Origin of the sequence: Streptomyces sp. NRRL F-2580, assembly GCF_000720115.1 — a bacterium.
GTDB lineage: Bacteria > Actinomycetota > Actinomycetes > Streptomycetales > Streptomycetaceae > Streptomyces.
In genome coordinates this window covers 19953-43163 of record NZ_JOIR01000007.1, presented here as the reverse complement: position 1 = coordinate 43163, position 23211 = coordinate 19953, and the positions used below count along the sequence as shown (strand labels likewise).

Here is a 23211-nt window from a genome sequence, read left to right as displayed (position 1 = left end):
TGCGTCTTCTCCTCTCCGGAGGGATCAGAACTCAGGTATGAACTCTGACAGGGTCAACCTATGCAAAGTTGAGTCTATTCCACTCAAGGCAAGGGAGGACACCCCCGGCCCGTACCCTTCGGCGCATGTCCCATGACGTACTCAACCCGACGCCCGAGTACCTCGCCTTCTGGCGGGAGCGGCACGTCTGCACGCTGACCACCCCGCGCCCCGACGGCACGCCGCACGTGGTGCCGGTGGGCGTGACGTACGACCCGGAGGCCGGGCTGGCACGGGTGATCAGCAACAAGCACAGCAAGAAGGTGCGCAACGTCCTCGCGGCGCAGGCGCCGGCGGGCGGGGCCCGGGTCGCGGTCTGCCAGATGGAAGGGCGCCGCTGGGCCACCCTCGAAGGGCGCGCGGTGGTCCGTACGGACGAGGCGTCGGTCGCCGACGCCGTGGCGCGCTACGCGGTGCGGTACGGCCGCACGCCGTCGCCCAATCCCGACCGCGTGGTCATCGAGATCACCCTGGACCGGGCCATGGGGCGCGCGTGAGCCGTTGATCCTTCATCTTGTCCGGTTCAGGCACTGGACGCGGGCATCACAACGGCGCCATCGTGGTCAGGTCCACGATGGCGCCGTTGTGTGGGGGTAGCGCCTGAGCGATCTGTAACGACGGGGGAATCGCTTCAGGCACTGCGGGGGGTGGCGGTGGTGATATCGGGTTCGAAGAGCTGGTGGTCGCGCTGATCGAGATTGACGAAGACCATTCCGTAGCGCACCTCGCAGCGGACGGGCTGCGGCGCGCCCCGCGGGCGGCGCAGGCACCGGTAGGCACGTACGTCCTCGTCCTCCTCGCGCACGACGACGATCGGTTGGCCGAACAGGGTGACCATCAACGAGTCGCCAGGGTGGGGGATGGCCGTGGCGAGATCGATGAACTGCCAGCCCGAGCGGTAGGCGGATGCCATCTCGCGGCGGAAGCCGCGGTCGTCGGGGGTCACGCGGACACCGTCACAGGAGCCTCGGTCCAACCCGTATCGCCGCCGTTACCGCCCAGCTGGCCGCTGGTCCATCCGGTGTCCGCGTACTTGCCCACGGGCGCCGTGGTCCAGCCGGTGTCGAACTCCGTGCTCGTCAGGCTGGTGCCCTGACCGCCCCTAGCGCTCCCCGCGTCACTTTCGACGGCGCTGACTGCCCCAAAAACCGCAACGGCGGAGAAACCTATGGCAAGCACCGAGCGAAGCATTCTCTTGAACATGGTCGGCTTCGTCCTCACTTGATGGAATCCTCTCCCCCGCGTGTCAGACGATGGCTCATTCAGGCACGTCAATGCCACAGGGACGATGCATCATGTTCTTGCATGTTCAGGACCCTGGGGGGTGGAGATTTGACGCGAAACGAGACAATGGCGACACATCCCCACCCCGTCACGTCCATGTGCGCCGAGGGAACGCGGCTCTACGCGACTGCACTGAGCACCGGCCGGATCGCCCGGGGCGAGATCCAGAACGCCCCCTGCCTGCTTGAATTCGCCCTTCTACAGCCCGACCCGGATGACGCGAACCAACTGCGCCCGGTTCCCCCGTCGGTCGCTTTGGCTCAACGGCTCCATCCGATTGAACGCGAGATCCAAGACCGCCGACGCAGCGCTGTAGATCTCACCGACACTTTCGAGCCTTTCCTGGCCATCAGCGCGCAGAGCCCGGCCAACACCCACGCCATCACCGTGCTGGAAGGCTTCGAGCGGATCAACGCCGCCCTCAACCTCGCGACGGCCGAATGCCACACCGAGGTGCTGACGGTACAGCCGGGCGGGGCCCGCCCCTCCGAGGCCCTGACCCAGGCCCTGGAGCGCGACCAGCCGCTGATCGACCGCGGGGTCAGCATACGGACCCTCTACCAGCACACCGCCCGGCACAGCCAGGGCACGCTCGCCTACGTGGACCGCATCTCCACGGGCAAGGTGGAGATCCGCACGCTCGAAGAGCTGATAGAGCGGCTCATCATCTTCGACCGCACCGTCGCCTTCATCCCGGTGAGCGACGACCGCCGGGTCGCACTGGAGCTGCGCCACCCCGGCCTCGTCGACTACCTCATCAAGGTGTTCGAGCAGCTGTGGCACCGCGCCGTGCCCCTACAGGAGGAGGTGACCTACCGGAGCACCCCCGGCGGGATCACCGGCGTGCAGCGGACCATCGCCCAGCTCCTCATCGAGGGACACGTCGACGAGGCCATCGCCCGCCGCCTCGGCATGAACGTCCGCACCTGCCGGGCCCACATCGCCAAGCTCGCCTCGACCCTCGGCAGCGGCAGCCGCGCCCAGCTCGGCTACCTCATCGCCCAGTCGGGCATCCTGGGCCGGCCCTCGGCCCCTGACCGGGACTGCGGCGAGGAGCTGGGCCATGACCCCGACGAGGTCCGGGAAGGCCTCTAGAAAGCCGTCAGGCCCCGCCCCGGAGGGGCGGAGCCTGAAGGTGCGGAACGGGGACCGGGTCAGTCCATCGGGCGCTTGGGGCTGGGCCGCCAGACGACCAGGGCACTGCCCGGCTGCGGGGGCCGGTACTTGACCAGGTCGCGCCGGTACGAGGCGTGCACCTGGGCCTCGCGGGCCTGCAGCGTGGCCGCCGCGCCGTCCACCGCCGCGGAGAGCTCGGCCACGCGCTGCTGGAGCGCGGCGACCTGGTTCTCCAGTTCGATGATCCGTTTGATGCCGGCCAGGTTGATGCCCTCGTCCTGGGACAGCGCCTGCACCGTGCGGAGCAGTTCGATGTCGCGGGCCGAGTAGCGCCGGCCGCGGCCGGCCGTACGGTCCGGGGAGACCAGGCCGAGACGGTCGTACTGACGCAGTGTCTGCGGGTGCAGACCCGAGAGCTGGGCGGCCACCGAGATCACGTAGACCGGGGTCTCGTCGGTGAGCTGGTAGCCCCCGCCCAGGCGGGAGGACTGTCGTCGGCGGCCGTCCATGGTCATGCTCCCTTCGCGGACTCGAACAGCGCGGAGCGCGGGTCCTCGGACCCCGTCGCCTCGCGGTACATCTCCAGCGCCTCGCGGGCCTTGTCCGACAGCTCGGTCGGAACCGCGACCTCCACCGTCACCAGCAGGTCGCCACGGGTGCCGTCCTTGCGGACCGCCCCCTTGCCGCGGGCCCGCATGGTCCGTCCGTTGGGGGTGCCCGGCGGCAGCTTCAGCGTCACCGAGGGGCCGTTCAAGGTCGGGACCTTGACGTCGGCGCCCAGCGCCGCCTCCGCGAACGTCACCGGCACGGTCACCGTCAGGTTGTCGTCCTTGCGGCCGAACACCGGGTGCGCATCGACGTGCACGACCACGTAGAGGTCACCGGCGGGGCCGCCGCGCTCGCCCGGCGCGCCCTTGCCGCGCAGCCGGATCCGCTGGCCGTTGGAGACGCCCGCCGGGATCCGGACCTGCATGGTGCGCGAGGAACGGGCCCGGCCGCTCCCCTTGCAGACGTCGCAGGGGGTCTCCGCGATCAGGCCGCGGCCCTTGCAGTCCGCGCAGGGGTCGGTCAGCGAGAAGCCGCCGCCGCTGCCCCGCGAGACCTGGCCGGTGCCGACGCAGGTCGGGCACACGCGGGGCGTGCCGTTCTTGTCGCCGGTGCCCGAACAGGCCTTGCAGGGTGCCTGGGAGGACATCCGGAGCGGGACCGTGGCCCCGTCCACCGCCTCCGTGAAGGAGAGGGTGACCTCCGACTCGATGTCCTGGCCGCGGCGCGGCTGGGTGCGGGTACCCGGACCCGGGCCGGCGCCGCGGTTGAAGAGGCCGCCGAAGACGTCGCCCAGGCCGCCGCCGAAGCCGCCGCCCGCGCCGCCCGGCTGCTGACCGCCGAAGAGGTCGCCGAGGTCGAAGTTGAACGAGCCGCCGCCCCCGCCCGGCCCGGGGCGGAAGCCACCGTTGCCGAACAGGGCGCGCGCCTCGTCGTACTCCTTGCGCTTCTTCGCGTCGCCGAGGATGTCGTTCGCCTCGGAGATCTCCTTGAAGCGCGCCTCGGCCGAGGCGTCGCCCTTGTTGGCGTCCGGGTGGAACTCGCGCGCGAGCTTCCGGTACGCCTTCTTGATCTCGGCCTCGGTGGCGTCCTTCGGGACACCGAGGACCTTGTAGTAGTCCTTCTCGACGAAGTCCTTCGTGCTCATCCCCGGTGTCCCTCCTCTCGTACCTCTACGTGTACTGCGTCAGCCCTTGTCGGCTGCATCCGTGTCCTCGCCGGACGGCTCGTCGCCCTCGGCGGACTCGGACTTGGGGGCCGCGCCCGGCTGGGGCTCGGCCACCGCGACCCGTGCGGGACGGATCGTACGCTCGCCGATCCGGTACCCCGGCTGCAGGATCGCCACGCAGGTCGTCTCGGTGACGTCCGGCGCGTACGAGTGCATCAAGGCCTCGTGGATCGTCGGGTCGAAGGGCTCGCCCTCCTTGCCGAACTGCTGCAGCCCCATCTTGGCGGCCACCGTCTCCAGCGACTCGGCCACCGACTTGAAGCCGCCGACCAGCTCGCCATGCTCCCGCGCCCGGCCGATGTCGTCCAGGGTCGGGAGGAGCTCCGTCAGGAGGGACGCGACCGCGATCTCCTTGACGGTGATCCGGTCCCGCTCCACCCGGCGGCGGTAGTTCTGGTACTCCGCCTGGAGCCGCTGGAGGTCCGCGGTGCGCTCGGAGAGCGCCGTACGGGCCTGGTCCAGCTGCGCGAGCAGCGCTGCCTCCTGGCCGACGGCCTGAGCTGCTGCGTCCCCGGCCGGGGCCGCCTCCTCCTTGGCGGAGTCGGCGGCCTGCGGCTCGTCGGGCGTGCCGTCGGCGGGGACTTCGGGCTTCTCGTCAAAACCCGGGGTCTCCTCCGACATCAGGCAGCGCCGCCCTTCGGCTTCTCGTCGTCGACGATCTCGGCGTCGACGACGTCGTCGTCGGCCTTGGCCTGCTGGGCACCCTCGGCGCCGGCGGCGCCCTGAGCGGCCTGGGCGTCGGCGTAGATGGCCTGGCCGAGCTTCTGGCTGACCGCGGCGAGCTTCTCCGTCGCGGTGCGGATCTCGGCCGTGTCCTCGCCCTTGAGGCTCTCCTTCAGCTCGGAGACGGCGGCCTCGACCTCGGTCTTGACGTCGGCCGGGACCTTGTCCTCGTTGTCCTTGACGAACTTCTCCGTCTGGTAGACGAGCTGCTCGCCCTGGTTGCGGGACTCGGCCGCCTCCTTGCGACGGAGGTCCTCGTCCGCGTACTGCTCCGCCTCCTGGCGCATGCGGTCGACCTCGTCCTTGCCGAGCGAAGAGCCGCCGGTGACGGTCATCTTCTGCTCCTTGCCCGTGCCGAGGTCCTTGGCCGTGACGTGCATGATGCCGTTCGCGTCGATGTCGAAGGAGACCTCGATCTGCGGGACGCCACGCGGGGCCGGCGGCAGGCCGGTCAGCTCGAACATGCCGAGCTTCTTGTTGTACGCCGCGATCTCGCGCTCGCCCTGGTAGACCTGGATCTGCACGGACGGCTGGTTGTCCTCGGCCGTCGTGAAGATCTCGGACCGCTTGGTCGGGATCGTGGTGTTGCGCTCGATGAGCTTGGTCATGATGCCGCCCTTGGTCTCGATGCCGAGGGACAGCGGCGTCACGTCGAGGAGCAGGACGTCCTTGACCTCACCCTTGAGCACACCGGCCTGGAGGGTGGCGCCGATGGCGACGACCTCGTCCGGGTTGACGCCCTTGTTGGCGTCCTGACCGCCGGTGAGCTCCTTGACGAGCTCGGCGACGGCCGGCATGCGGGTGGAGCCGCCGACCAGGACCACGTGGTCGATCTCGGACAGCTGGATGCCGGCGTCCTTGATGACGTTGTGGAACGGGGTCTTGCAGCGGTCGAGCAGGTCCGCGGTCAGCTGCTGGAACTGGGCGCGCGTGAGCTTCTCGTCCAGGTGCAGCGGGCCCTCGGCGGAAGCCGTGATGTAGGGCAGGTTGATCGTGGTCTCCGTGGAGGAGGACAGCTCGATCTTCGCCTTCTCGGCGGCCTCGCGCAGGCGCTGGAGCGCCATCTTGTCCTTGGAGAGGTCCACGCCGTGACCATTGGCGAACTGCTTCACCAGGTAGTCGACGACGCGCTGGTCCCAGTCGTCACCACCGAGGTGGTTGTCACCGTTGGTGGCCTTCACCTCGACGACGCCGTCGCCGATCTCCAGGAGCGACACGTCGAAGGTGCCGCCACCGAGGTCGAAGACGAGAATGGTCTGGTCGTCCTTGTCGAGACCGTAGGCCAGGGCGGCGGCGGTCGGCTCGTTGACGATGCGCAGGACGTTCAGACCCGCGATCTCACCGGCCTCCTTCGTCGCCTGACGCTCGGAGTCGTTGAAGTAGGCCGGGACGGTGATGACCGCGTCCGTGACCTTCTCACCCAGGTACGCCTCGGCGTCGCGCTTCAGCTTCTGCAGGATGAAGGCGCTCATCTGCTGCGGGTTGAAGTCCTTGCCATCCAGGTTGATCTTCCAGTCAGTGCCCATGTGGCGCTTGACGGAGCGGATGGTCCGGTCCACGTTCGTGACCGCCTGGCGCTTGGCCACCTCGCCGACGAGGACCTCGCCGTTCTTGGCGAAGGCGACGACGGACGGCGTGGTCCTGGCGCCCTCGGCGTTGGTGATGACGGTGGGCTCGCCGCCTTCCAGAACGCTGACGACGGAGTTAGTGGTGCCCAGGTCGATGCCGACCGCACGTGCCATTTTGATTCCTCCAGCTGACTTGAGTGGAACAGACTCAACCATGCCCCATCGCCACGCCGGCGTCAACAGAGCTGAGCCGAGTCGACTCAACCTTTAGGCCCCGCTTACGCGCAACCACGTCCAGCCCCGCCGGCGTTTGAGGCGCGAGGGTCGGGGGCCGGCCCCCGGCAGCGGTGGGGCGGCCGAACGGGTCACCGTGGCCGCGCGCCACCGCAAGACCGCCGGAGGCATACGGCAACGTGCTGGCATGCCCCTGCTGCCGCCCCTCCCCGCCCTGCCGGGGCTCCGGCCGGCCCGGCCGCCGGCCAAGCGGGTGGTGGACCTGCTGGGGGCGCTGACCCTGCTCGCGGTGCTCGGCCTGCCGCTCGCCGGCGTCACCGCACTGCTGTACGCGACCCACGGCCGCCGCCCCTTCGCGCGGGAGGCCGTGGTCGGCCTGGCCGGGAGGCCGTTCCGGACGTGGCGGCTGCGCACCGACGACACGGGCCGGCTCGGCGCCGCCCTGGACCGCTGCGCCCTCGACGTCCTCCCCCAGCTGCTCAATGTGCTCCGCGGCGAGATGTCGCTGGTCGGGCCGCGCCCGGAAGCCCGCACGGACCGCCCCGAGCGGCTCCTCGTACGGCCCGGGATGACCGGCTTGTGGCAGGTGAGCGCGCGCTCGGACCTCCCGTGGGAGGAAATGGCGCTGCTTGACCGACACTATGTGGAGAACCACTGGCTGGGGGTGGACCTGGCGATCCTGGCGCGGACCCCACGGGCGGCCTTGCGGCATAGGGTCGCCTGAGCGACACAGATCACCGCACGCCCCGCTACATTGCGGCGCCGGAACTGGGTAACCTCAAGCCTTGACTATATAAGTTACCGCTTAGTAAGTGCCGCCCGAGGAGCCCTTCCATGCAACTCGCCGCGATCATCGTGTCGCTGGTCATCACGGTGGTAGCCGTCGCGCTGTTCGGCCGTGCCGTCGCGCAGATCTACCACTTCGTGCGCCTCGGCCAGCCAGTGCCCGCAGGCACGCGCACCGGCGACCCCACGCAGCGCACCATCACGCTGGCCAAGGAGTTCCTCGGCCACACCCGCATGAACCGTTGGGGCATCGTCGGCGCGGCGCACTGGTTCGTGGCAGTGGGCTTCTTCTCGCTGCTGCTGACCATCGTCAACGCCTTCGGCCAGCTCTTCCAGGCCGACTGGCTGATCCCGATCATCGGCGACTGGCTGCCGTACGAGATCTTCACCGAGTTCCTCGGCCTGATGACCGTGCTCGGCATCGTCACCCTGATCGTGATCCGGCAGCTGAGCCGGCCGGGCAAGGCGGGCCGCAAGTCACGCTTCGCGGGTTCCAAGACGGGCCAGGCGTACTTCGTCGAGGCCGTCATCCTCATCGTCGGCATCTGCATCATGACGCTGCGCGCGCTGGAGGGGGCCCAGCACGGCGTCGACGGCTGGGAGCCGGGCTTCTTCGCCTCGTACCCGCTGATCGCCGCCTTCGACGGGCTGAGCCTGAGCACGCTGCAGCACCTCACCTACTTCTTCGCGGCGCTCAAGATCGTCACGTCCTTCACCTGGATGATCACGGTCTCGCTCAACACCAACATGGGTGTCGCCTGGCACCGCTTCCTGGGCTTCCCGAACATCTGGTTCAAGCGGAACGCGGACGGCGCGGTCGCGCTGGGCGCGCTGCAGCCGATGACCAGCGGCGGCAAGGAGATCGACTTCGAGGAGCCGGGCGAGGACGACGTCTTCGGCGTCTCGCAGGTCGAGCAGTTCTCCTGGAAGGGCATCCTCGACTTCTCCACGTGTACGGAGTGCGGTCGCTGCCAGTCGCAGTGCCCGGCCTGGAACACGGGCAAGCCGCTGTCCCCGAAGCTGCTGATCATGTCCCTGCGCGACCACGCGCACGCCAAGGCCCCGTACCTGCTGGCCGGTGGCGGCAAGGACATGGAGGGCAATGAGAAGGCCACGGCGGAGCAGCTGAAGGACGTCCCCGCCGCGGCGATCGCGGAGGCCGAGCGCCCGCTGATCGGCACCGCCGAGGAGAACGGCGTCATCGACCCGGACGTGCTGTGGTCCTGCACGACCTGCGGTGCGTGCGTGGAGCAGTGCCCGGTCGACATCGAGCACATCGACCACATCGTCGACATGCGCCGCTACCAGGTGATGATCGAGAGCGCGTTCCCGTCGGAGGCGGGCACGATGCTCAAGAACCTGGAGAAGAAGGGCAACCCCTGGGGCCTGGCGAAGAAGCAGCGCGTCGAGTGGACCAAGGAGGTGGACTTCGAGGTCCCGATCATCGGCAAGGACGCGGAGGACCTCTCCGAGTTCGACTACCTCTACTGGGTCGGCTGCGCCGGCGCCCTGGAGGACCGGGCCAAGAAGACCACGAAGGCCTTCGCGGAGCTGCTGAACATCGCGGGCGTCAAGTTCGCGATCATGGGCGGCGACGAGAAGTGCACCGGTGACTCGCCGCGCCGTCTGGGCAACGAGCCGCTGTTCCAGCAGCTGGGCCAGGAGAACGTGGCCATGCTGAACATGGCGTTCGGCGAGGACGACGACGATCCGGAGACGAAGAAGCCGAAGTCGGCGAAGCGGATCGTCTCGACCTGCCCGCACTGCTTCAACACCATCGCGAACGAGTACCCGCAGCTGGGCGGCGAGTACGAGGTCATCCACCACACGCAGCTGCTGCAGCACCTGATCGACGAGGGCCGCCTCACGCCGGTCACGCCGGTGGACGGTCTGATCACGTACCACGACCCGTGCTACCTGGGCCGGCACAACAAGGTCTACACGCCGCCGCGCGAGATCATGTCGGCCGTGCCGGGGCTGCGCCAGCAGGAGATGCACCGCCACAAGGAGCGGGGCTTCTGCTGTGGCGCCGGTGGCGCGCGGATGTGGATGGAGGAGCGGATCGGCAAGCGCATCAACAACGAGCGCGTCGACGAGGCCCTGTCCCTGAACCCCGACATCGTCTCCACCGCCTGCCCGTTCTGCCTGGTCATGCTCACCGACTCGGTGAACGGCAAGAAGAACGACGGCCAGGCGAAGGAACACGTCCAGGTCGTCGACGTGGCCCAGCTCCTCCTGGAGTCGGTCAAGGCGCCCGGCCCCACGGAGGCCGAGCTGGCGGCCGCGGCGGCGGAGGCGGAAGCCGAGGCGGCCGCCGCGGCGGAGGCCGCGGCGGAGGCCGCGGCGGAGGCCGAGGCCGCTGCCGCTGCCGCCGCGAAGGCGGAGGCCGAGGCTGAGGCTGCTGCGAAGGCCGAGGCTGAGGCCGTTGCGAAGACGGAGGCTGAGGCCGCTGCGAAGGCCGAGGCCGAGGCCGCTGCCGCAGCGAAGGCCAAGGCTGAGGCGGAGCCCGCGGCCGAGGCTGAGGCTGAGCCTGAAGCGAAGGCCGCGGCTGAGGCGGACGCCGAGGCTGAGCCCGAGGGCGTGGCGGCGGTCGAGGCCGCGCCTGACGCCGAGGCGGAGCCCGCAGCCGAGGCCGCGCCGGCGGCAGAGGCGAAGCCCGAGGATGCCAAGTAGCACCAGCCCGCACCACGCGGAACGGAACGGCCGGTCCCCCCAGGCGGGGGGACCGGCCGTTCCGGCGTTCCAGGCCGGGTGGGGCGTCCCTCAGCCCTCGCTCCCCGCACGGCGGCGCCGCAGCAGCGCGACGCCGAGCCCGGCCGCACCCGAGGCCATGCTGCCGCCCGCGGCGACCAGCGCCGGGCTCTCGCCCTCCGCCGGGTCGACCCCCTCCGCGCCGGCCTTCACGCCGCCGTCCCGGACGGCTTGGCGATCCGCCCGTCGGGCATGGTGACGCGCACCGGGCTCTCCTTCTTGACGTCCTTCTCGACGTGCAGGCCGTCGTTCTGCCCGTACGCCGCGGCCCCGCCCTTGCTGACCAGCGTGTCCAGCTTCGTCGAGCCGGCGAAGATGTCGGCTTCGAAGTGGTTGTCGCCGATCTTGTAGACCTTGGCGACCGAGCCGTCCGCCAGCTTCACGGTGGTGACGTACGCACGGACGCTCGGCTTCGGCTTCGGCGTGACCGGCGGCGTCGTGGGCCGCGGCGTCGGCGGCACGGACGGATCGACTGACGGCACGAACGGGTCCACCGCCGGCTGTTCGATGCCCGGCAGCACCTCCGGCTCCGGAACGGCCGGGGAGTCCGCGAAGGCGGATCCGACCGGGAGGCCAGGACGGTGGCCGCGCGGGCCCAATATGTGCGTATTCCATCGACAAAGTAACGAAGAGCAGCGGACTGTGGCGTAGCCATGTAAACCGGACACCCGGTAAGGCCCTCGGGGTTCCCCTAGGGGTTGTCACAGGTCAGCCGCAAAGGGTGCGTGTTCCGGGCGACCGTCCACAGACGCTCGCCGGACCAGGTACGTTCGATCACGTGGCTGGATTCAGGATCGGACGCGGCCGGGACAACAACCGCACTCCGCAACAACCCCCGCAGCAGCAGCAGCAGTCGTACGGCCGGCAGCAACCACCGCCGCCGTACGGCCAGCAGCCGTACCCTCCCGCCGGAGGCCCACCTGCGCAGCAGCAGTGGCCGCAGCCGGGCGCCGGGGGCCACGGCGAGCCGGAGTACTTCGACCCGTACGGGCAGCAGCAGCAACCGCCGTACCCGGCGGGCCAGCAGGCCCCGTACGGCCACGGAGGCCACAGCGGCGGTGGTGGCGGCGGCTACACGAACGACAACCCGGGGCACACCCAGGTCTTCGCGGTCGGCGAGGACCCGTACAGCCAGGGCGCGACCTACCACGCGGGCGCGGCCGCGGCCGCTCCGTCCGGGCCGCGACTGCCGTGGAAGGAGCTCCTGCGCGGCATCGTGACGCGGCCGGGCCAGACCTTCCTGCAGATGCGCGACTACGCCGTCTGGGGTCCCGCGCTGACCGTGACCTTCCTCTACGGGCTCCTCGCGGTCTTCGGCCTCGACGACGCCCGCGAGGACGCGATCAACGCGACCCTGTCGAAGGCCGTCCCGATCGTCCTGTCCGCCGGCGTCGCCTTCGTCATCTGCGGTCTGATCCTGGGCGCGGTCACCCACACGCTCGCCCGCCAGATGGGCGGCGACGGCACGTGGCAGCCGACGGTCGGCCTGTCCATGCTGATCATGTCCATAACGGATGCGCCGCGCCTGCTGTTCGCGGTGTTCCTCGGCGGCGACAACATGGTCGTGCAGGTCCTGGGCTGGGCCACCTGGGTGGCGGCCGGAGCGCTCTTCACCTCGCTGGTCAGCAAGTCGCACGACCTGCCGTGGCCGAAGGCACTGGGCGCCTCCGCCATCCAGCTGATCGCCCTGCTGTCGATCATCAAACTGGGCACCATCTAGCCCTGCCCTCGCACGCGAAAGGGCCCCCCGCGCAGTGTCTGCGCGGGGGGCCCTTCCACGTACTCGCACTCGATGATCAGGCGTCGAGAACCTGACCCTCACGCTTCACGACGGGCGGTTCGACCGACCAGGGGAAATTGATCCACTCATCGGTCTTCTTCCACACGTACTCGCACTTCACGAGCGAGTGGGACTTCTCGTAGATGACGGCGGAGCGCACCTCGGCGACGTGGCCCAGGCAGAAGTCGTGGACGAGCTTGAGCGTCTTGCCGGTGTCGGCCACGTCATCGGCGATGAGGACCTTCTTGTTCGTGAAGTCGATCGCCTCGGGGACGGGCGCCAGCATGACCGGCATCTCCAGGGTCGTCCCCACACCCGTATAGAACTCCACGTTCACCAGGTGGATGTTCTTGCAGTCGAGCGCGTACGCCAGTCCGCCCGCGACGAACACGCCGCCACGGGCGATGCTCAGGATGATGTCGGGCTCGTACCCGTCGTCGGCGATGGTCTGCGCGAGCTGCCGCACGGCCCGCCCGAACCCCTCGTAGTCGAGGTTCTCGCGTACTTCACTCATGCGTCGTGCCTCACCTGGGTGCGGTGGAAGTTCTGGAAGGAGCGCGAGGCGGTCGGGCCGCGCTGCCCCTGGTACCTGGACCCGTAGCGCTCGCTGCCGTACGGGAACTCCGCGGGCGAGCTGAGCCGGAACATGCAGAGCTGCCCGATCTTCATGCCCGGCCAGAGCTTGATCGGCAGCGTGGCGAGGTTCGACAGCTCCAGGGTCACGTGGCCCGAGAACCCGGGGTCGATGAATCCGGCGGTCGAATGCGTCACCAGGCCGAGGCGGCCCAGACTGGACTTCCCCTCCAGTCTGGAGGCGATGTCGTCGGGCAGCGAGATGACCTCGTACGTGGACGCGAGCACGAACTCACCGGGGTGGAGGATGAAGGCCTCGTCCCCCTCCGGCTCGACCATCCGGGTCAGGTCCGCCTGCTCGATCGCCGGATCGATGTGGGCGTACCGGTGATTCTCGAACACCCGGAAGAACCGGTCGAGACGTACATCGATGCTGGAGGGCTGCACCATCGACTCCTCGAACGGGTCGATGCGAACCCGTCCGCTGTCGATCTCGGCCCGGATGTCTTTGTCAGAGAGAAGCACGTCCCGAGGATACGCAGAGCGCGCGGGCCACCCCCAATCGAGAGCGGCGCCCGCGCGCCCGTCCGCTATCGCTTGACCGCTGCCCCGACGGGCACGGCGTGCCGCAACCGCGCGCACCGCGGACACCGCAGCAACCGCCCGGGCCCGATCCGGCCGGCACCGAGGTGCTGCAGCGGGAAGGAGGCGGTACTGAAAACGTGCCCTTCGGCACAACGGACGACGGTGTGCTCCATCGAGTCCCTTTCCCCAACGAGCCGTACTGCGACGAATCGCCACATTAGGGGATGATCGGCACCCACTCCAGCCGCCGCTCCGCACCCACACCGTACGCCCCAACTCCCGCGCCCACACGCCTCGGTGCACACCACACACGACATCGACCCCGCGGCAAATTCACCGGGGGTCGATCATGAGGTAGAGTGGGCGACGATGGAGCTCCAGGCAACTGGTCCACCGCGCGGATGTAGTTTAATGGTAGAACATGAGCTTCCCAAGCTTATAGCGCGGGTTCGATTCCCGTCATCCGCTCATGAAGGAAGGCCCAGGTCAACGACCTGGGCCTTCGTCGTTGTCTAGACCTCTCAGGCCCTTCCGTGCCCTCCGCGTGCCCCAACTCGCAGGACCGCGCTGCCCAGAGGGCCTTTCGCGCACCACTTGCACCACCTGAGCGCGGGACCGTCTCGCATCGCGAGACGCATTTCATGCGATCTGCGCCACAGGTGGCCCCCTCTTCGCAAATTCGCCTCCCCAAAGCCCGACCGCCACCTCCTCAGCCAGTGGGCCGACGGATCCCACCCCAGTGGGAGCTCCTCCGCGCCGTCCCACCACCCCGCGAGCCCACGTCTATCTCCTGACCCCAGAGGAGAGACAGTGCGACCGCCTCGACAAGCCAGGGCTCGTGGATGCGGGCGATGGGGCCAGGCACGATGCGCCTGGCCCCATGGGGCGAAACCTGCCGCGCGAGCCCCTCACTCCAGGCCGGTGGCTTCGAGGTGCGCGAGGAAGGCCGCGACGAGCCGGGGCCGCGTCACTTCGGGGACGGGGGCGTCGGGCAGATCCTCTTCCAGCCCCCATGCGGTGTTGAACGTCATCGCCACACCCTCCGGGACGACGTGCTCGCGGAGCCAGCCGACGAAGTTCGCAGCCGCCTGGGCGGTGGAGTCGAGGATCGAGATGCCCTCGGGCTGGACCCGTGCGTACCCTTCGAGCTCTTCGCCTTCGAGGGTGATGCCGTAGTGCATGGCCGAGCCTCGGATCTGCCCGCCTTCCTGGATCCGGATGAACTCGTCCGGATCGCGCTCCAGGAGCCTGGCCTTCAGGCTGTCGTACGTCAGCCCCCAAGTCTGCCCCTCTATGGGGGTGAAGACGTACATGGTGCGCAGTTCGGCGAGCTGGGACGCGTCCACGGGTGTACTCCTCGGCGGTGCAGGGTAGGTCAGGGAACGTAGCGGGCATAGCCCTTGACGCCGTATGCCGCCATCATCACGCGCCAGTAGGCGACGGAGTCGGGATTGTTGGTGACCGTTTCCACTCCGCGCATCTCTGTGTTGCGCGGGTCGTTCAGTGCGGCGGCGTACTTCTGCAGCTCGTTCCGGTCGGGGTCGAAGAGGAACTCCTTCTTGCGCGTCTGGTGGTTGGTACGGAGTTCTTCGAGCGACCGGTAGCACTTCTTGCCGGGGTTGTTGACGTACTTGGCCTCGACGGCCATCCCGTCGCTGTCGCGAAAGCCGTCCACCATCAGCGTGGTGCCCTTGCCTGTGCCGGGGGCGATGGGGACTTCGTACTCGGGATAGCCGGCTACGCGGAGCTGATAGGCAACCTCGGCGGGCCTGCCGCCCGACACGTCACCGGCACGTAGCGAGTTCAGCCAGGTCTGGAAGTTCTGCTGCTGCGGCGCCGTGAGGGGAGGGAACCGCGGATTGGGTGGCGCCGGTGGCGCTATCGGCTGGACCCGCGGCCCGTTCGCGGGACGGTACGCCACCGGGACCAGAAGGGGTACACGTACACGAGCGAAAGGTGCCAGGAAGGGCGGCAGCGAGGGCAGGAAGCCGCCCCCATCGGGCTGTGGCATGGGGACGCGGGCCTGGGAGTTGTCCATGGCGGGCGGGATCTTGCCCAGGCTCGCGATGCGCATGTCACCGGCGACCAGCTCGTGCAGCCCGCCGTCGTGACCGTCACCGCCCAGGCGGGGTCGGTCCCAGGGGAGCAGGGTGTCACCCGTGATGGGGTTCTCCTGTTCAGGGATGCGCTTCAAGGCAGTCTCGATGTGGTCCGCATACGCCTCACAGGCATTGGCGATCATGCGGCAGGCCGTGGGGAGGTTGGCCATCAGCGTCTCTTCGCCACCCACTTCGCTGGGCGGCGGGGTCTTGCCCACGAACAGCTTGAAGAAGTCCTCCACTGCGGTGGCGGTCTCGCCCTGCTGGTTGGTGGTCGCCGTCTTCCACGCCGTCCCCAAGTCCCAGTAGGCGTCTTCGAGGATCTTCGCGGCCAAGTTCCAGACAGCTGCTGTCTTGCGCAGCTTGTCGCGCTGCCCGTGGAAGCGTTTGTCGAGGAGGTACTGGTCGGTCCAGCTCGTCTCCCCTACGACCTCGGGAAGATCCTCTGCCTTGTGGCTGGCACGTGGGTTGCAGTCCGGGCCGGACGGCTGCGCGCCGATACCGGGGGTGGCCGGGCTCTGGTTGAGGAACGACGCGGCAATCTCACTGTTCTGTCGAACGAAGTCCTCTGCGGCCTTGAGGAGGGTGCCGGCGCCGCTCGCCATGACCTGGTGTGCATGGCCCGCCGACGCGAAGACAGTCGTCACCGCCGGCTTGTACACGGCAGCGAACGCCCGCCCGGCTCCGTCGTCTCCCGCCATGCCGCCGTGCTGGCTCAGTTCGGTGAACAGCAGGCCCAGCATGTCGTAGATGAGATCTCTCAAGTACACCATGGACCAGGAGGCGTTGACGAAATTCTCTGTCCGGTGTTCGAACTCCAAGGCTCCCCCTCCTGATGCCTGGCCGCCCCTGGAAACCGTACCTGTGTGCCCTGACCTGCCCCTGGGGTCGGGACGGCTTTCCGCCACCCCGGGCCCCAGATCGGCAGGCACTCGCCGGCACGGACCAGCGTGTCCTTGAGGGTGGCGCCGGACTGTGTGGAGAGCGCGTGGCCGGTGTGGCGCAGGTCGTAAAAGTAGAAGCGAAAGCCCATTGGCACGCAGACCCTTGGCGCGTGCCCTGGCTCGGCATGCCCGGCATGCCCGGCAGCAACGGCACGACCTCTCAGCGCCGAGTGCCACAACGTGCCAGTAGGACCGGTAAACAACGGTCAACACAGGGTCCGACAAGGCAGCCAGAACGGGGCCACCAGCAGACGTTCTCGCAGGTCAGATGCCATACGCATGGCCAAGTGCCGGGTGATTCCCAAGCTTATAGTGCGGGTTCGATTCCCGTCGTCCGCTATTTGAAGAAGGCCCAGGTCAGCGACCTGGGCCTTCTTCGTTGTCTAGACCGGTTCCGGAGTCCCGCACCACTTGCGAACCACTTGTCCGTAAAGAGCGTCGGGGCCACCGCACCTCAGCGAATCTCCCGATGGAGAGCTCCACCTGACAGCCGTGCAGCCCATCGCGGCACGGCGTTGCTCCTGATCCGCGCCGCCGGCCATCTCCCGGTCCTGCCACGCGCCGACCCCATGACCGGGACCCGAACCCTCGCCGCCCTCGGCGCCGCACTGATGGCCACCGGACCGTACTGGGCCCAGACCATCGAACGGGCCCACGGCACCGCCACCACGACGCGGCCTGCGTCGAGCAGCCAACACTCTTGACACTCCAGTTAGTTAGGCTCCATATTATTCACATGGACGCACAGAAGGCCCCGGCCGAGGAGGCCCCGACACTGGAGCAGGCCAGGCGCCAGATCCGGCACTACGGCCTCGACTCCGACCCCCAGGCCGTACTGGTCGCGGTGCGCCTGATGGCCGCCGGCGCCCGGCTCGGCCAGGCGAGCGAGGTTCATTTCTCCCGGTTCGGGCTGTCCACCGGCCGCTACCGCCTTCTCGCGGACCTGGAGGACAGCGAGGGCGAGAAGTCACCCTCACTCCTGGCCGCCAGCCTCGGTGTCTCCCGTGCGACGGTCAGCGGGCTCATCGACTCCCTGGAGAAGGACGGACTGGTTCTGCGGCGTCCGTCCGCGCAGGACGGGCGCGCCTCGGTGGTCGTCCTCACCGCTCGCGGCGCACGGAAACTGCGCGACCTGGCCCCCGACCACTTCCGTCGCCTTCAGGCCATGGTGGCCGACCTGAGCGTCGAGGAGCGGACCGTCTTCCTCGACCTGCTCTCTCGGGTCACCCGGGGCATCTGCGCACTGACCGACCAGTAGGCCACCGACACCCCGCAACCCAAAGCCCAAAGCCCCCGCAGGTTCAAGGCGTTCAAAGGATGCACAGGTTCGCACGCCCATATAATTAGGCACCTAATTACAAGCGAATCCAACCAACAGAAAGCGAGAGAGAGGCCCTCGTGGGTAGACGAAGAAGCATCCCGACCGCCGAGGAACACACCCCGCCGCGCTTCGCGCTGTGGCGCGAAGTACTGGTGGCCTACGCCGCCCCCGCCCTGACCGCCGGCGCCGGGGGACTCGTCTCGGGGCAGCAGGACCTGACCGTCGCCGCGCTCACCTCCATCGCGGGCACCTCAGCGCTCGTCGCCGCCCTCACCGGCGCCCGACTCCAGCATTCGGGCATCCGTCCTCGCTGGGCCGCCTCCTTGCCGAAGGCCGTACTGGCGGCAGGGGCAGGGCTGGTGGCGGCAGCCGTCGCGGCAGGGGCCGCACACCTCGCCGTCAAGGGCCTGGCTGTATGGCCGGCGCCGTTCCTGTCCGGCACGCCGTGGCCCGGACGCCTCCCACTGGACCTGCCGCTGTCCGCGGCACTCGCCGCCACCATCACCACCTGGCGCTGGCGCGGAGCCACCCGCGTCACCAGCGTCACCCACTGAACTCCTTCACCGCATCCGCCACATCGGTGGGCCCTTGCGCGATACGCACGCGGGCCCCAAAGGAAGGACACCGAATGATCGTCGTCATGGGCGCCACCGGAGCGACCGGAAGCGCCCTCCTGCACCGCCTCACCGAACTCGGGGCACCCACGCGGGCATTGAGCCGCGACCCCGGCCGGCTCCGCACCCGACTCGACAGCACCACCCTCTCGCGGACCGAAGTCCTGGCCGCTGACGCCGCCGACCCCGTGTCCCTGCGGGCCGCATTCACCGGCGCGAGCCAGCTCTTCCTCACCATGGCCAACAGCCCCGCTCAGGTAGCCCTGGAGACCAACGTGATCGCGGCAGCCGCCAAGAGCGGCATCGGGCACATCGTCAAACTCTCCGCCCCCGGCGCCGGCCCCGACTCTCCCGTAGCCATCGCACGCGGACACCACACCATCGAGGTGGCCCTCCGGAGCTCGGGGCCCACCCGCACCGTCCTGCGCCCTTACGCGTTCATGCAGAAACTGCTCCTCCTCGCACCCGGGGTCGCCGCGGGCGGCATCATCCACGGCGCCATGGCGGACGCGGCCTGCAACTACATCGACTGCCGCGACATCGCCGACGTGGCGGCAGCCGCGCTGACGCGCCCCGAAATCGCCGGGCACACCTACACCCTCACCGGCGACCGGACCTACAGCCACCCCCAGCTCGCCGACTTGCTCGGCAGCCTGCTGGAACGCAACGTCCAGTACGTCGACCTGCCGGGCACGGACCTGCACCGCCACCTCACCGGCACAGCCCACATGCCCGGCTGGCTCGCCTCCCACATCGTCGAGATCCAGCACATGGCCACCACCCACCCCGAAGAGCCCAACGACACCGTCACCCGCATACTCGGCCGCCCGCCCCGGACCCTCGAAACCTTCCTCCATGAGCACCTCGACCTCTTCCGAGGAGCACCGAGACCCCGGGTCTGATCACCATGAATGACGCGAGCGAGCGCTCGGGATACCGCAACGCCACCGCCTCACTGGCCAAGGCCATTTGGGCGCTTCAGAGCCCGTCCTCCGTCATGGACGGCGATTGGGGCCAGGCCTGGATAAGGAGCGCCGGCGCAAAGCACCCTGACAGCCGCCAAGATCGTCAACGCGGGTTCCTGCCATCGAACCAGGGCAGGCGCACCCGTGCAGTACCTCCCACCACACAGGCAGTTATTCGGTGCACTACGACTTGCCCGCGCGAATCCCGTTCAGCACAGCGGCGAAAGGCTTGCCCGTTCTCCGCAGCAGCGGGGCGTGCCCCATCCGAGCAGCCACAAGTGCACTCGTAGGGCGTCAGGTTGGGCCCCGGACGCTACCCGATGTCGAGTGGCTGCCGTCCGGTCAGTCGCCTTTCACGATGAGGCCGACGGGCGGGGTGCGGAAGCGTCCTCCTCGGCGCTGGACGGATGGCCGGCCTTTCCACGCTGCCCGCTGGGGAGGGGCCTCATCCGTGTGCCTCGCTTCGCAGTCGACATGATGCGGGCCGCCGCTGTGCGTGTCAGCGTGATCCCCAGCAGTGCCGGACCGGGCTTGATTGCCCGGTGGATGGCGTCCGGCAGGAGCAGTGGGGGCGTGTGGGGGGTGTCGGAGTCAGCCATGTGGATCCGCCCCTCTACGCGGTGCGCCGTACTGCGTCGCAGGTCGGCACCAGTGCGGTGCCGTCGGGCGACGTGCGCGGGCCTGCCGTCCTTTCACGGTACTCCCGCCACCCACTCCGCGGCCCGCCGGGAAATACCTGGTCACGCCGGTTATCGTCGGCCGAACAGGCGTACAGTGAAAGCACCGGAAGTACTTCGCACACCGGCTTTAACGCGGGTGTCATTTCCGGCGATCGCCTAAAAACCGGGCTGCCGACGGGCAGCCCGGGGGCAGGTCCACATCATGACCACGACCCTCGAACGGACCGCGCCCCGCGACCTCGCCGCAGAGCTTCCGGCTCGCTTGTCCCTCACCCCGAAGAGCACGCTCGCCGGCCAGCTGGACGGCGCCTGGTGGCCCTACTCACGAAACCTCGAAGCCGAGCTCCCGGTGCTGCTGGCTGCCTTGGACGAGCCCTGGGGCCGCATCACCCGCGTCACCGTGAACCCCACCGGCTGGCCCGTCGTACCGCACACCGTGCCCATGGACGGGCGCATGCTGCACGTGGGCTGGTTCACCGAACAGGACCCCGACAAGCTGATCCTCCTCTCCTACACCGTCGGCCGCTGGGACCTCCTCGTCATCCCGCCCGAGACGGCACCCGCAGCCGCGGCCCGCCTGATGGCAGCCGCGACGATACCGGGCAGCGTCCTCACATCGGGCGCACTGATGGCCAACGAAGCCGCCATCGGACGCGACATCCGCGACGCCCGTCGCCGGCAGGACACCTGGGAGGGCGAAGGCGGGGCATGCGCGTCCGCCTTCGGGAACCTGCCGGACCGAAGCACCCTCCCGCTGCCCGGAAACGGCTGGAGGTGAGCCTCGTGGAGACCGTCGTCCTCATCGCGGTGATCATTCTCGCGATCGCCGTCGGAATGCGCTGGATCCACCTGCTGAACGCCCAGCACGACGCGCGGATCGCGGCCTACCACTTCAGCGACCCCCTGCCGAGGCCTCCCGGCCTACCGGACGACACCGGTCGTCGAGCCCTCCACACGGATGCCGACCGGTGAGGAACAGACCTTCCTCCGACCGGGGGCGGCGGTCGGGGCGCCCGGGTGCCCCGGCCCGCCGGCCTCTCACCCTCCCTGAAAGGGAACACGACCACGTGAAATACATCGAGACCCAGACCCTGCCGTCGCTCGGGCACGCCGAGGTACGGATCATCGCGCACACACCCGAAGCCGCCCGCGCGGTCGCGGAAGCCCTCCGCCGGTGCTTCGCCGGAGCGGAACAGCGCAGCTACCCCGGCCTCGACGGTGACACCCGCCTCCACCTCAGCGTGGACACGGCAACACCCGCCGGCCCCGCCGCCCGCTCGTGGCTGGCCGCCGGCCGGACCCCCGTCGGCACCGGCGCCCACTCCAACGAGATCTGAGAAGCCCTGGCGGCCCCGGAGTGCACCCCACACCCGAAAGGACGCGGTCATGGCCACACTGCGCGAACGCAAGACCTACCGCGAACAGGTGCTCCGGGTCCTGTACGAAGCCGTCGAAGGCAACCGCCTCCTCGGCATCACCGGAGCACAGCTGCGGCGCGACCTGCACGTACCGGAACAGGATCTGGCCGCCGCCTGCACCTACCTGGCCGGCGAAGGACTGATCGCCGTCGACTGGGAACCCGGCAACACCCCCGCGATGGTCACCCTCACCCACGAGGGAATCCGGCGCATGGAGGCCGAGGAGGAAGGGACGGCCACGGGCCCGGCCTGATCCGAAAGGCACGCCATCATGTATTGATCACGAGCGTTCAGGGTCGGCCGACGTGCGCGCGGACGCGAACGCTGGGCGAACCGGAAAATGGGTGGTAGCACCCGGTCAGACCCCGTCGGCGCGCGCCGGGACCCGACCGTGGAAGCCCTGCGTGAACCGGCCCACCAGGGCATTCGGGTGGTGGAGGCCGTCGGACACGGAAGCCGTGTGGCGGGCCCGGTCGCGCGGGAGCATCCTGGAGGCCAGGCCGCCCGTGCAGCCGGACGCCAGCCCGCCGCCCGGTTGGAGGCAACAGGATGACCGTCGGAGGGCGCGGGGACCGGGACCGCTCGGAGAGCTTCGGGGAGGAACTGCTCGGGGTGTTCCTGGACCGGGCGCCCGAGCTGGCGCCGCACCTGGTCGGCCCGCTCGTCGCCGAGACGGTGGCCCGGCTGGGGGGCCGCGAACCACAGATCCTGCTCCAGGACTACGGCCAGCGACAGCTGGTCCCCCTGCCCGCCGGCGGCTTGGCCGCAGGTGATCCGCAGCCCATCGACCGGTCCGAAGCCGGCCGGTGCTTCCTGGAGTCACGCCCCGTCGAAGTCCTGACGCCCGACGGCGTGCGGGTCCACCTGCCCCTGCTGGACGGCGGCGACCAGGTGGGGGTCCTGGCGGTCACTCTGGGCGGGATCGACGACGACGCCCGCCGGCTCCTGCGCAGGGTCGCGGGCCTGGTGGCCGACCTGCTGGAGACGAAGAACGGCTACACCGACCTCTTCTTCCGCACCCGCCGCAGCGAACCGATGAGCGTGGCCGCGGAGATCCAGTGGTCCCTGTTGCCCCCACTGTCGATGGTGATGCCGCGCTTCGCGGTCGCCGGAGTCCTGGAGCCCGCCTACGCCGTGGCGGGGGACAGCTTCGACTACGCCCTGAACGGCGACGTCTTGCACCTCGCCATGGTCGACGCCATGGGGCACGGCCTGGACGCGGCCACGATGGCCACGGTGGCCATCGGCGCGTACCGCCACGCCCGCCGGATCAGCATCGAACTGTCCGAGATCTACCTCTTCATGGACCGGGCCATCGCCGAACAGTTCGACCCGGACCATTTCGTGACCGCGCAGATGATGCGCCTGGACACGGACACCGGACGCCTCCAGTGGGTCAACGCGGGGCATCCCGCGCCGATGCTGGTCCGCGCGCACCGCGTCGTACGCCGTCTGGACAGCCCCACGACCCTCCCCGTCGGCTTCGGAGGGGCCCAGCCACAGGTCAGCGCGGTGGCACTGGAACCGGGCGACCGCGTCCTCTGCTTCACCGACGGCTTGGTCGAAGAACACCAGAGCGGGCAGGAACAGTTCGGCGAGGAGCAGCTGATCGACTGGGTGAACCAGCTGGAGCAGGCTGACCAGGGGATCCGCGCGGTGGCCCGGGACCTGTCCCACACCCTCATGCGGGCACGGGGCGAAACCACCTCGGACGACGCGACGCTCGTCCTGTTCGAGTGGCGCGGATGACGGAAGGCCGTGACCCAACGTGCCGGCAGGGACCGTGAACAACGGTTCGGATCCGTACGACGTGGAGCTTGGCGGGCTGACCCGGCCCGGTTTTCCCTGTACCCCGTTGGGGCGAAGCCTCCGGCCGGTGGGATCAGCTGGGCTCGTTCCGAGGACGCTCTCGACATCCACGGCCTCGACCGCCGCCGCACCCGCGCCATCGTCCTCG

Annotated in this window: 25 protein-coding genes and 1 tRNA gene; 14 read left to right on the top strand and 12 right to left on the bottom strand. The window is 69.2% G+C overall.

The features are described from left to right. The first annotated feature begins 125 nt into the window (after positions 1 to 125). Positions 126 to 536: a pyridoxamine 5'-phosphate oxidase family protein gene (locus tag IF88_RS0109405; protein WP_030709215.1), complete on the top strand. Its 411-nt coding sequence runs from the start codon at positions 126 to 128 to the stop codon at positions 534 to 536. 134 nt (positions 537 to 670) lie between these two features. Here IF88_RS0109405 and IF88_RS0109400 read toward each other — a convergent pair whose 3' ends face one another. Together IF88_RS0109400 and IF88_RS0109395 are read right to left on the bottom strand one after the other, a co-directional pair. After that, positions 671 to 952 carry a (2Fe-2S)-binding protein gene (locus IF88_RS0109400; RefSeq protein ID WP_051762453.1) on the bottom strand — a complete coding sequence of 94 codons (282 nt, stop codon included), beginning with the start codon at positions 950 to 952 and terminating at the stop codon, positions 671 to 673. A 29-nt stretch (positions 953 to 981) separates the two neighbouring features. After that, a complete protein-coding gene (locus IF88_RS0109395; protein WP_234323466.1) occupies positions 982 to 1242 on the bottom strand; it encodes a hypothetical protein in 261 nt (86 codons plus the stop codon). Positions 1243 to 1344: 102 nt separating this feature from the next. On the opposite strand from IF88_RS0109395, the gene IF88_RS0109390 reads away from it, so the two are divergent. Then, positions 1345 to 2418 carry a hypothetical protein gene (locus IF88_RS0109390; RefSeq protein WP_051836654.1) on the top strand — a complete coding sequence of 358 codons (1074 nt, stop codon included), beginning with the start codon at positions 1345 to 1347 and terminating at the stop codon, positions 2416 to 2418. A 59-nt stretch (positions 2419 to 2477) separates the two neighbouring features. Here the strand turns inward: IF88_RS0109390 and IF88_RS0109385 are convergent, their stop codons facing one another. From IF88_RS0109385 to dnaK, 4 genes are read right to left on the bottom strand one after another with little or no spacing between them, the layout of a single operon-like run. Next, entirely contained in the window at positions 2478 to 2948 is a 471-nt protein-coding gene (locus IF88_RS0109385; protein ID WP_030709209.1) for a heat shock protein transcriptional repressor HspR, read from the bottom strand. A gap of 2 nt (positions 2949 to 2950) precedes the next feature. Then, complete coding sequence (gene dnaJ / locus IF88_RS0109380; protein WP_030709207.1) at positions 2951 to 4132, bottom strand: molecular chaperone DnaJ; 1182 nt, start codon at positions 4130 to 4132, stop codon at positions 2951 to 2953. Between the two features lie 39 nt (positions 4133 to 4171). Next, positions 4172 to 4834, bottom strand: coding sequence for a nucleotide exchange factor GrpE (gene grpE / locus IF88_RS0109375; protein ID WP_030709203.1), 663 nt, complete (start codon positions 4832 to 4834; stop codon positions 4172 to 4174). Continuing rightward, the gene (gene dnaK / locus IF88_RS0109370) at positions 4834 to 6678 is read right to left on the bottom strand and encodes a molecular chaperone DnaK (protein ID WP_030709201.1); all 1845 of its coding nucleotides are present in this window, start codon (positions 6676 to 6678) and stop codon (positions 4834 to 4836) included. Before dnaK ends, grpE begins: the two co-directional genes overlap by 1 nt. 247 nt (positions 6679 to 6925) lie before the next feature. On the opposite strand from dnaK, the gene IF88_RS0109365 reads away from it, so the two are divergent. After that, positions 6926 to 7462 (top strand): sugar transferase, encoded by a 537-nt coding sequence (locus tag IF88_RS0109365; RefSeq protein WP_030709199.1) that lies wholly within the window; start codon positions 6926 to 6928, stop codon positions 7460 to 7462. 110 nt (positions 7463 to 7572) lie between these two features. Further along, positions 7573 to 10197, top strand: a complete 2625-nt coding sequence (locus IF88_RS0109360) for a (Fe-S)-binding protein (RefSeq protein WP_030709197.1) — start codon at positions 7573 to 7575, stop codon at positions 10195 to 10197. Between the two features lie 90 nt (positions 10198 to 10287). Here IF88_RS0109360 and IF88_RS46455 read toward each other — a convergent pair whose 3' ends face one another. Further along, positions 10288 to 10428 carry a hypothetical protein gene (locus IF88_RS46455; protein ID WP_158754337.1) on the bottom strand — a complete coding sequence of 47 codons (141 nt, stop codon included), beginning with the start codon at positions 10426 to 10428 and terminating at the stop codon, positions 10288 to 10290. Then, the gene (locus IF88_RS0109350; RefSeq protein ID WP_158754335.1) at positions 10425 to 10757 is read right to left on the bottom strand and encodes a hypothetical protein; all 333 of its coding nucleotides are present in this window, start codon (positions 10755 to 10757) and stop codon (positions 10425 to 10427) included. Before IF88_RS0109350 ends, IF88_RS46455 begins: the two co-directional genes overlap by 4 nt. Before the next feature lie 296 nt (positions 10758 to 11053). On the opposite strand from IF88_RS0109350, the gene IF88_RS0109345 reads away from it, so the two are divergent. Next, positions 11054 to 11995 (top strand): Yip1 family protein, encoded by a 942-nt coding sequence (locus tag IF88_RS0109345; RefSeq protein ID WP_030709193.1) that lies wholly within the window; start codon positions 11054 to 11056, stop codon positions 11993 to 11995. A gap of 76 nt (positions 11996 to 12071) precedes the next feature. On the opposite strand, the gene IF88_RS0109340 is transcribed toward IF88_RS0109345, so the two are convergent. Together IF88_RS0109340 and dcd are read right to left on the bottom strand one after the other, a co-directional pair. Further along, positions 12072 to 12569 carry a phosphoribosyltransferase gene (locus IF88_RS0109340; protein WP_030709191.1) on the bottom strand — a complete coding sequence of 166 codons (498 nt, stop codon included), beginning with the start codon at positions 12567 to 12569 and terminating at the stop codon, positions 12072 to 12074. Continuing rightward, positions 12566 to 13153 (bottom strand): dCTP deaminase, encoded by a 588-nt coding sequence (gene dcd, locus IF88_RS0109335; RefSeq protein WP_030709189.1) that lies wholly within the window; start codon positions 13151 to 13153, stop codon positions 12566 to 12568. Before dcd ends, IF88_RS0109340 begins: the two co-directional genes overlap by 4 nt. A 457-nt stretch (positions 13154 to 13610) precedes the next feature. On the opposite strand from dcd, the gene IF88_RS0109330 reads away from it, so the two are divergent. Further along, positions 13611 to 13681 (top strand) — tRNA-Gly (locus IF88_RS0109330). Positions 13682 to 14121: 440 nt separating this feature from the next. On the opposite strand, the gene IF88_RS0109325 is transcribed toward IF88_RS0109330, so the two are convergent. Both IF88_RS0109325 and IF88_RS43310 read right to left on the bottom strand, forming a co-directional pair. After that, positions 14122 to 14559 carry a hypothetical protein gene (locus IF88_RS0109325; RefSeq protein WP_030709187.1) on the bottom strand — a complete coding sequence of 146 codons (438 nt, stop codon included), beginning with the start codon at positions 14557 to 14559 and terminating at the stop codon, positions 14122 to 14124. A 29-nt stretch (positions 14560 to 14588) separates the two neighbouring features. Continuing rightward, a complete protein-coding gene (locus tag IF88_RS43310; protein ID WP_030709185.1) occupies positions 14589 to 16133 on the bottom strand; it encodes a restriction endonuclease fold toxin-2 domain-containing protein in 1545 nt (514 codons plus the stop codon). Between the two features lie 859 nt (positions 16134 to 16992). On the opposite strand from IF88_RS43310, the gene IF88_RS0109310 reads away from it, so the two are divergent. The 8 genes from IF88_RS0109310 to IF88_RS0109270 all read left to right on the top strand — a co-directional run bounded on the left by IF88_RS0109310 (position 16993) and on the right by IF88_RS0109270 (position 23003). Continuing rightward, a complete protein-coding gene (locus tag IF88_RS0109310; protein ID WP_030709181.1) occupies positions 16993 to 17514 on the top strand; it encodes a MarR family winged helix-turn-helix transcriptional regulator in 522 nt (173 codons plus the stop codon). Positions 17515 to 17654: 140 nt separating this feature from the next. After that, entirely contained in the window at positions 17655 to 18131 is a 477-nt protein-coding gene (locus IF88_RS0109305; RefSeq protein WP_051836652.1) for a hypothetical protein, read from the top strand. 74 nt (positions 18132 to 18205) lie between these two features. After that, the gene (locus IF88_RS0109300; protein WP_030709177.1) at positions 18206 to 19093 is read left to right on the top strand and encodes an NmrA family NAD(P)-binding protein; all 888 of its coding nucleotides are present in this window, start codon (positions 18206 to 18208) and stop codon (positions 19091 to 19093) included. Between the two features lie 945 nt (positions 19094 to 20038). Next, positions 20039 to 20614, top strand: a complete 576-nt coding sequence (locus IF88_RS0109295) for a DUF5994 family protein (protein ID WP_030709175.1) — start codon at positions 20039 to 20041, stop codon at positions 20612 to 20614. Between the two features lie 5 nt (positions 20615 to 20619). Further along, positions 20620 to 20808 (top strand): hypothetical protein, encoded by a 189-nt coding sequence (locus IF88_RS40170; RefSeq protein ID WP_158754333.1) that lies wholly within the window; start codon positions 20620 to 20622, stop codon positions 20806 to 20808. 95 nt (positions 20809 to 20903) lie between these two features. Next, positions 20904 to 21173, top strand: a complete 270-nt coding sequence (locus IF88_RS0109285) for a hypothetical protein (RefSeq protein WP_030709173.1) — start codon at positions 20904 to 20906, stop codon at positions 21171 to 21173. Between the two features lie 49 nt (positions 21174 to 21222). Then, positions 21223 to 21507, top strand: a complete 285-nt coding sequence (locus IF88_RS0109280) for a hypothetical protein (RefSeq protein WP_030709171.1) — start codon at positions 21223 to 21225, stop codon at positions 21505 to 21507. Between the two features lie 296 nt (positions 21508 to 21803). After that, positions 21804 to 23003, top strand: a complete 1200-nt coding sequence (locus tag IF88_RS0109270) for a PP2C family protein-serine/threonine phosphatase (protein WP_030709169.1) — start codon at positions 21804 to 21806, stop codon at positions 23001 to 23003. The last annotated feature ends 208 nt before the right edge of the window (positions 23004 to 23211 follow it).

Coding starts and splice junctions, on each gene's coding strand:
- dnaK (WP_030709201.1), bottom strand. CDS start 6,678: ATGGCACGTGCGGTCGGCATCGACCTGGGCACCACTAACTCCGTCGTC.
- grpE (WP_030709203.1), bottom strand. CDS start 4,834: ATGTCGGAGGAGACCCCGGGTTTTGACGAGAAGCCCGAAGTCCCCGCC.
- IF88_RS0109395 (WP_234323466.1), bottom strand. CDS start 1,242: ATGTTCAAGAGAATGCTTCGCTCGGTGCTTGCCATAGGTTTCTCCGCC.
- IF88_RS0109360 (WP_030709197.1), top strand. CDS start 7,573: ATGCAACTCGCCGCGATCATCGTGTCGCTGGTCATCACGGTGGTAGCC.
- IF88_RS0109295 (WP_030709175.1), top strand. CDS start 20,039: ATGACCACGACCCTCGAACGGACCGCGCCCCGCGACCTCGCCGCAGAG.
- IF88_RS0109300 (WP_030709177.1), top strand. CDS start 18,206: ATGATCGTCGTCATGGGCGCCACCGGAGCGACCGGAAGCGCCCTCCTG.
- IF88_RS0109385 (WP_030709209.1), bottom strand. CDS start 2,948: ATGGACGGCCGCCGACGACAGTCCTCCCGCCTGGGCGGGGGCTACCAG.
- IF88_RS0109270 (WP_030709169.1), top strand. CDS start 21,804: ATGACCGTCGGAGGGCGCGGGGACCGGGACCGCTCGGAGAGCTTCGGG.
- IF88_RS0109405 (WP_030709215.1), top strand. CDS start 126: ATGTCCCATGACGTACTCAACCCGACGCCCGAGTACCTCGCCTTCTGG.
- IF88_RS0109390 (WP_051836654.1), top strand. CDS start 1,345: ATGTTCAGGACCCTGGGGGGTGGAGATTTGACGCGAAACGAGACAATG.
- IF88_RS0109400 (WP_051762453.1), bottom strand. CDS start 952: ATGGCATCCGCCTACCGCTCGGGCTGGCAGTTCATCGATCTCGCCACG.
- IF88_RS0109365 (WP_030709199.1), top strand. CDS start 6,926: ATGCCCCTGCTGCCGCCCCTCCCCGCCCTGCCGGGGCTCCGGCCGGCC.
- IF88_RS0109280 (WP_030709171.1), top strand. CDS start 21,223: ATGGCCACACTGCGCGAACGCAAGACCTACCGCGAACAGGTGCTCCGG.
- IF88_RS0109310 (WP_030709181.1), top strand. CDS start 16,993: ATGGACGCACAGAAGGCCCCGGCCGAGGAGGCCCCGACACTGGAGCAG.
- IF88_RS0109340 (WP_030709191.1), bottom strand. CDS start 12,569: ATGAGTGAAGTACGCGAGAACCTCGACTACGAGGGGTTCGGGCGGGCC.
- dnaJ (WP_030709207.1), bottom strand. CDS start 4,132: ATGAGCACGAAGGACTTCGTCGAGAAGGACTACTACAAGGTCCTCGGT.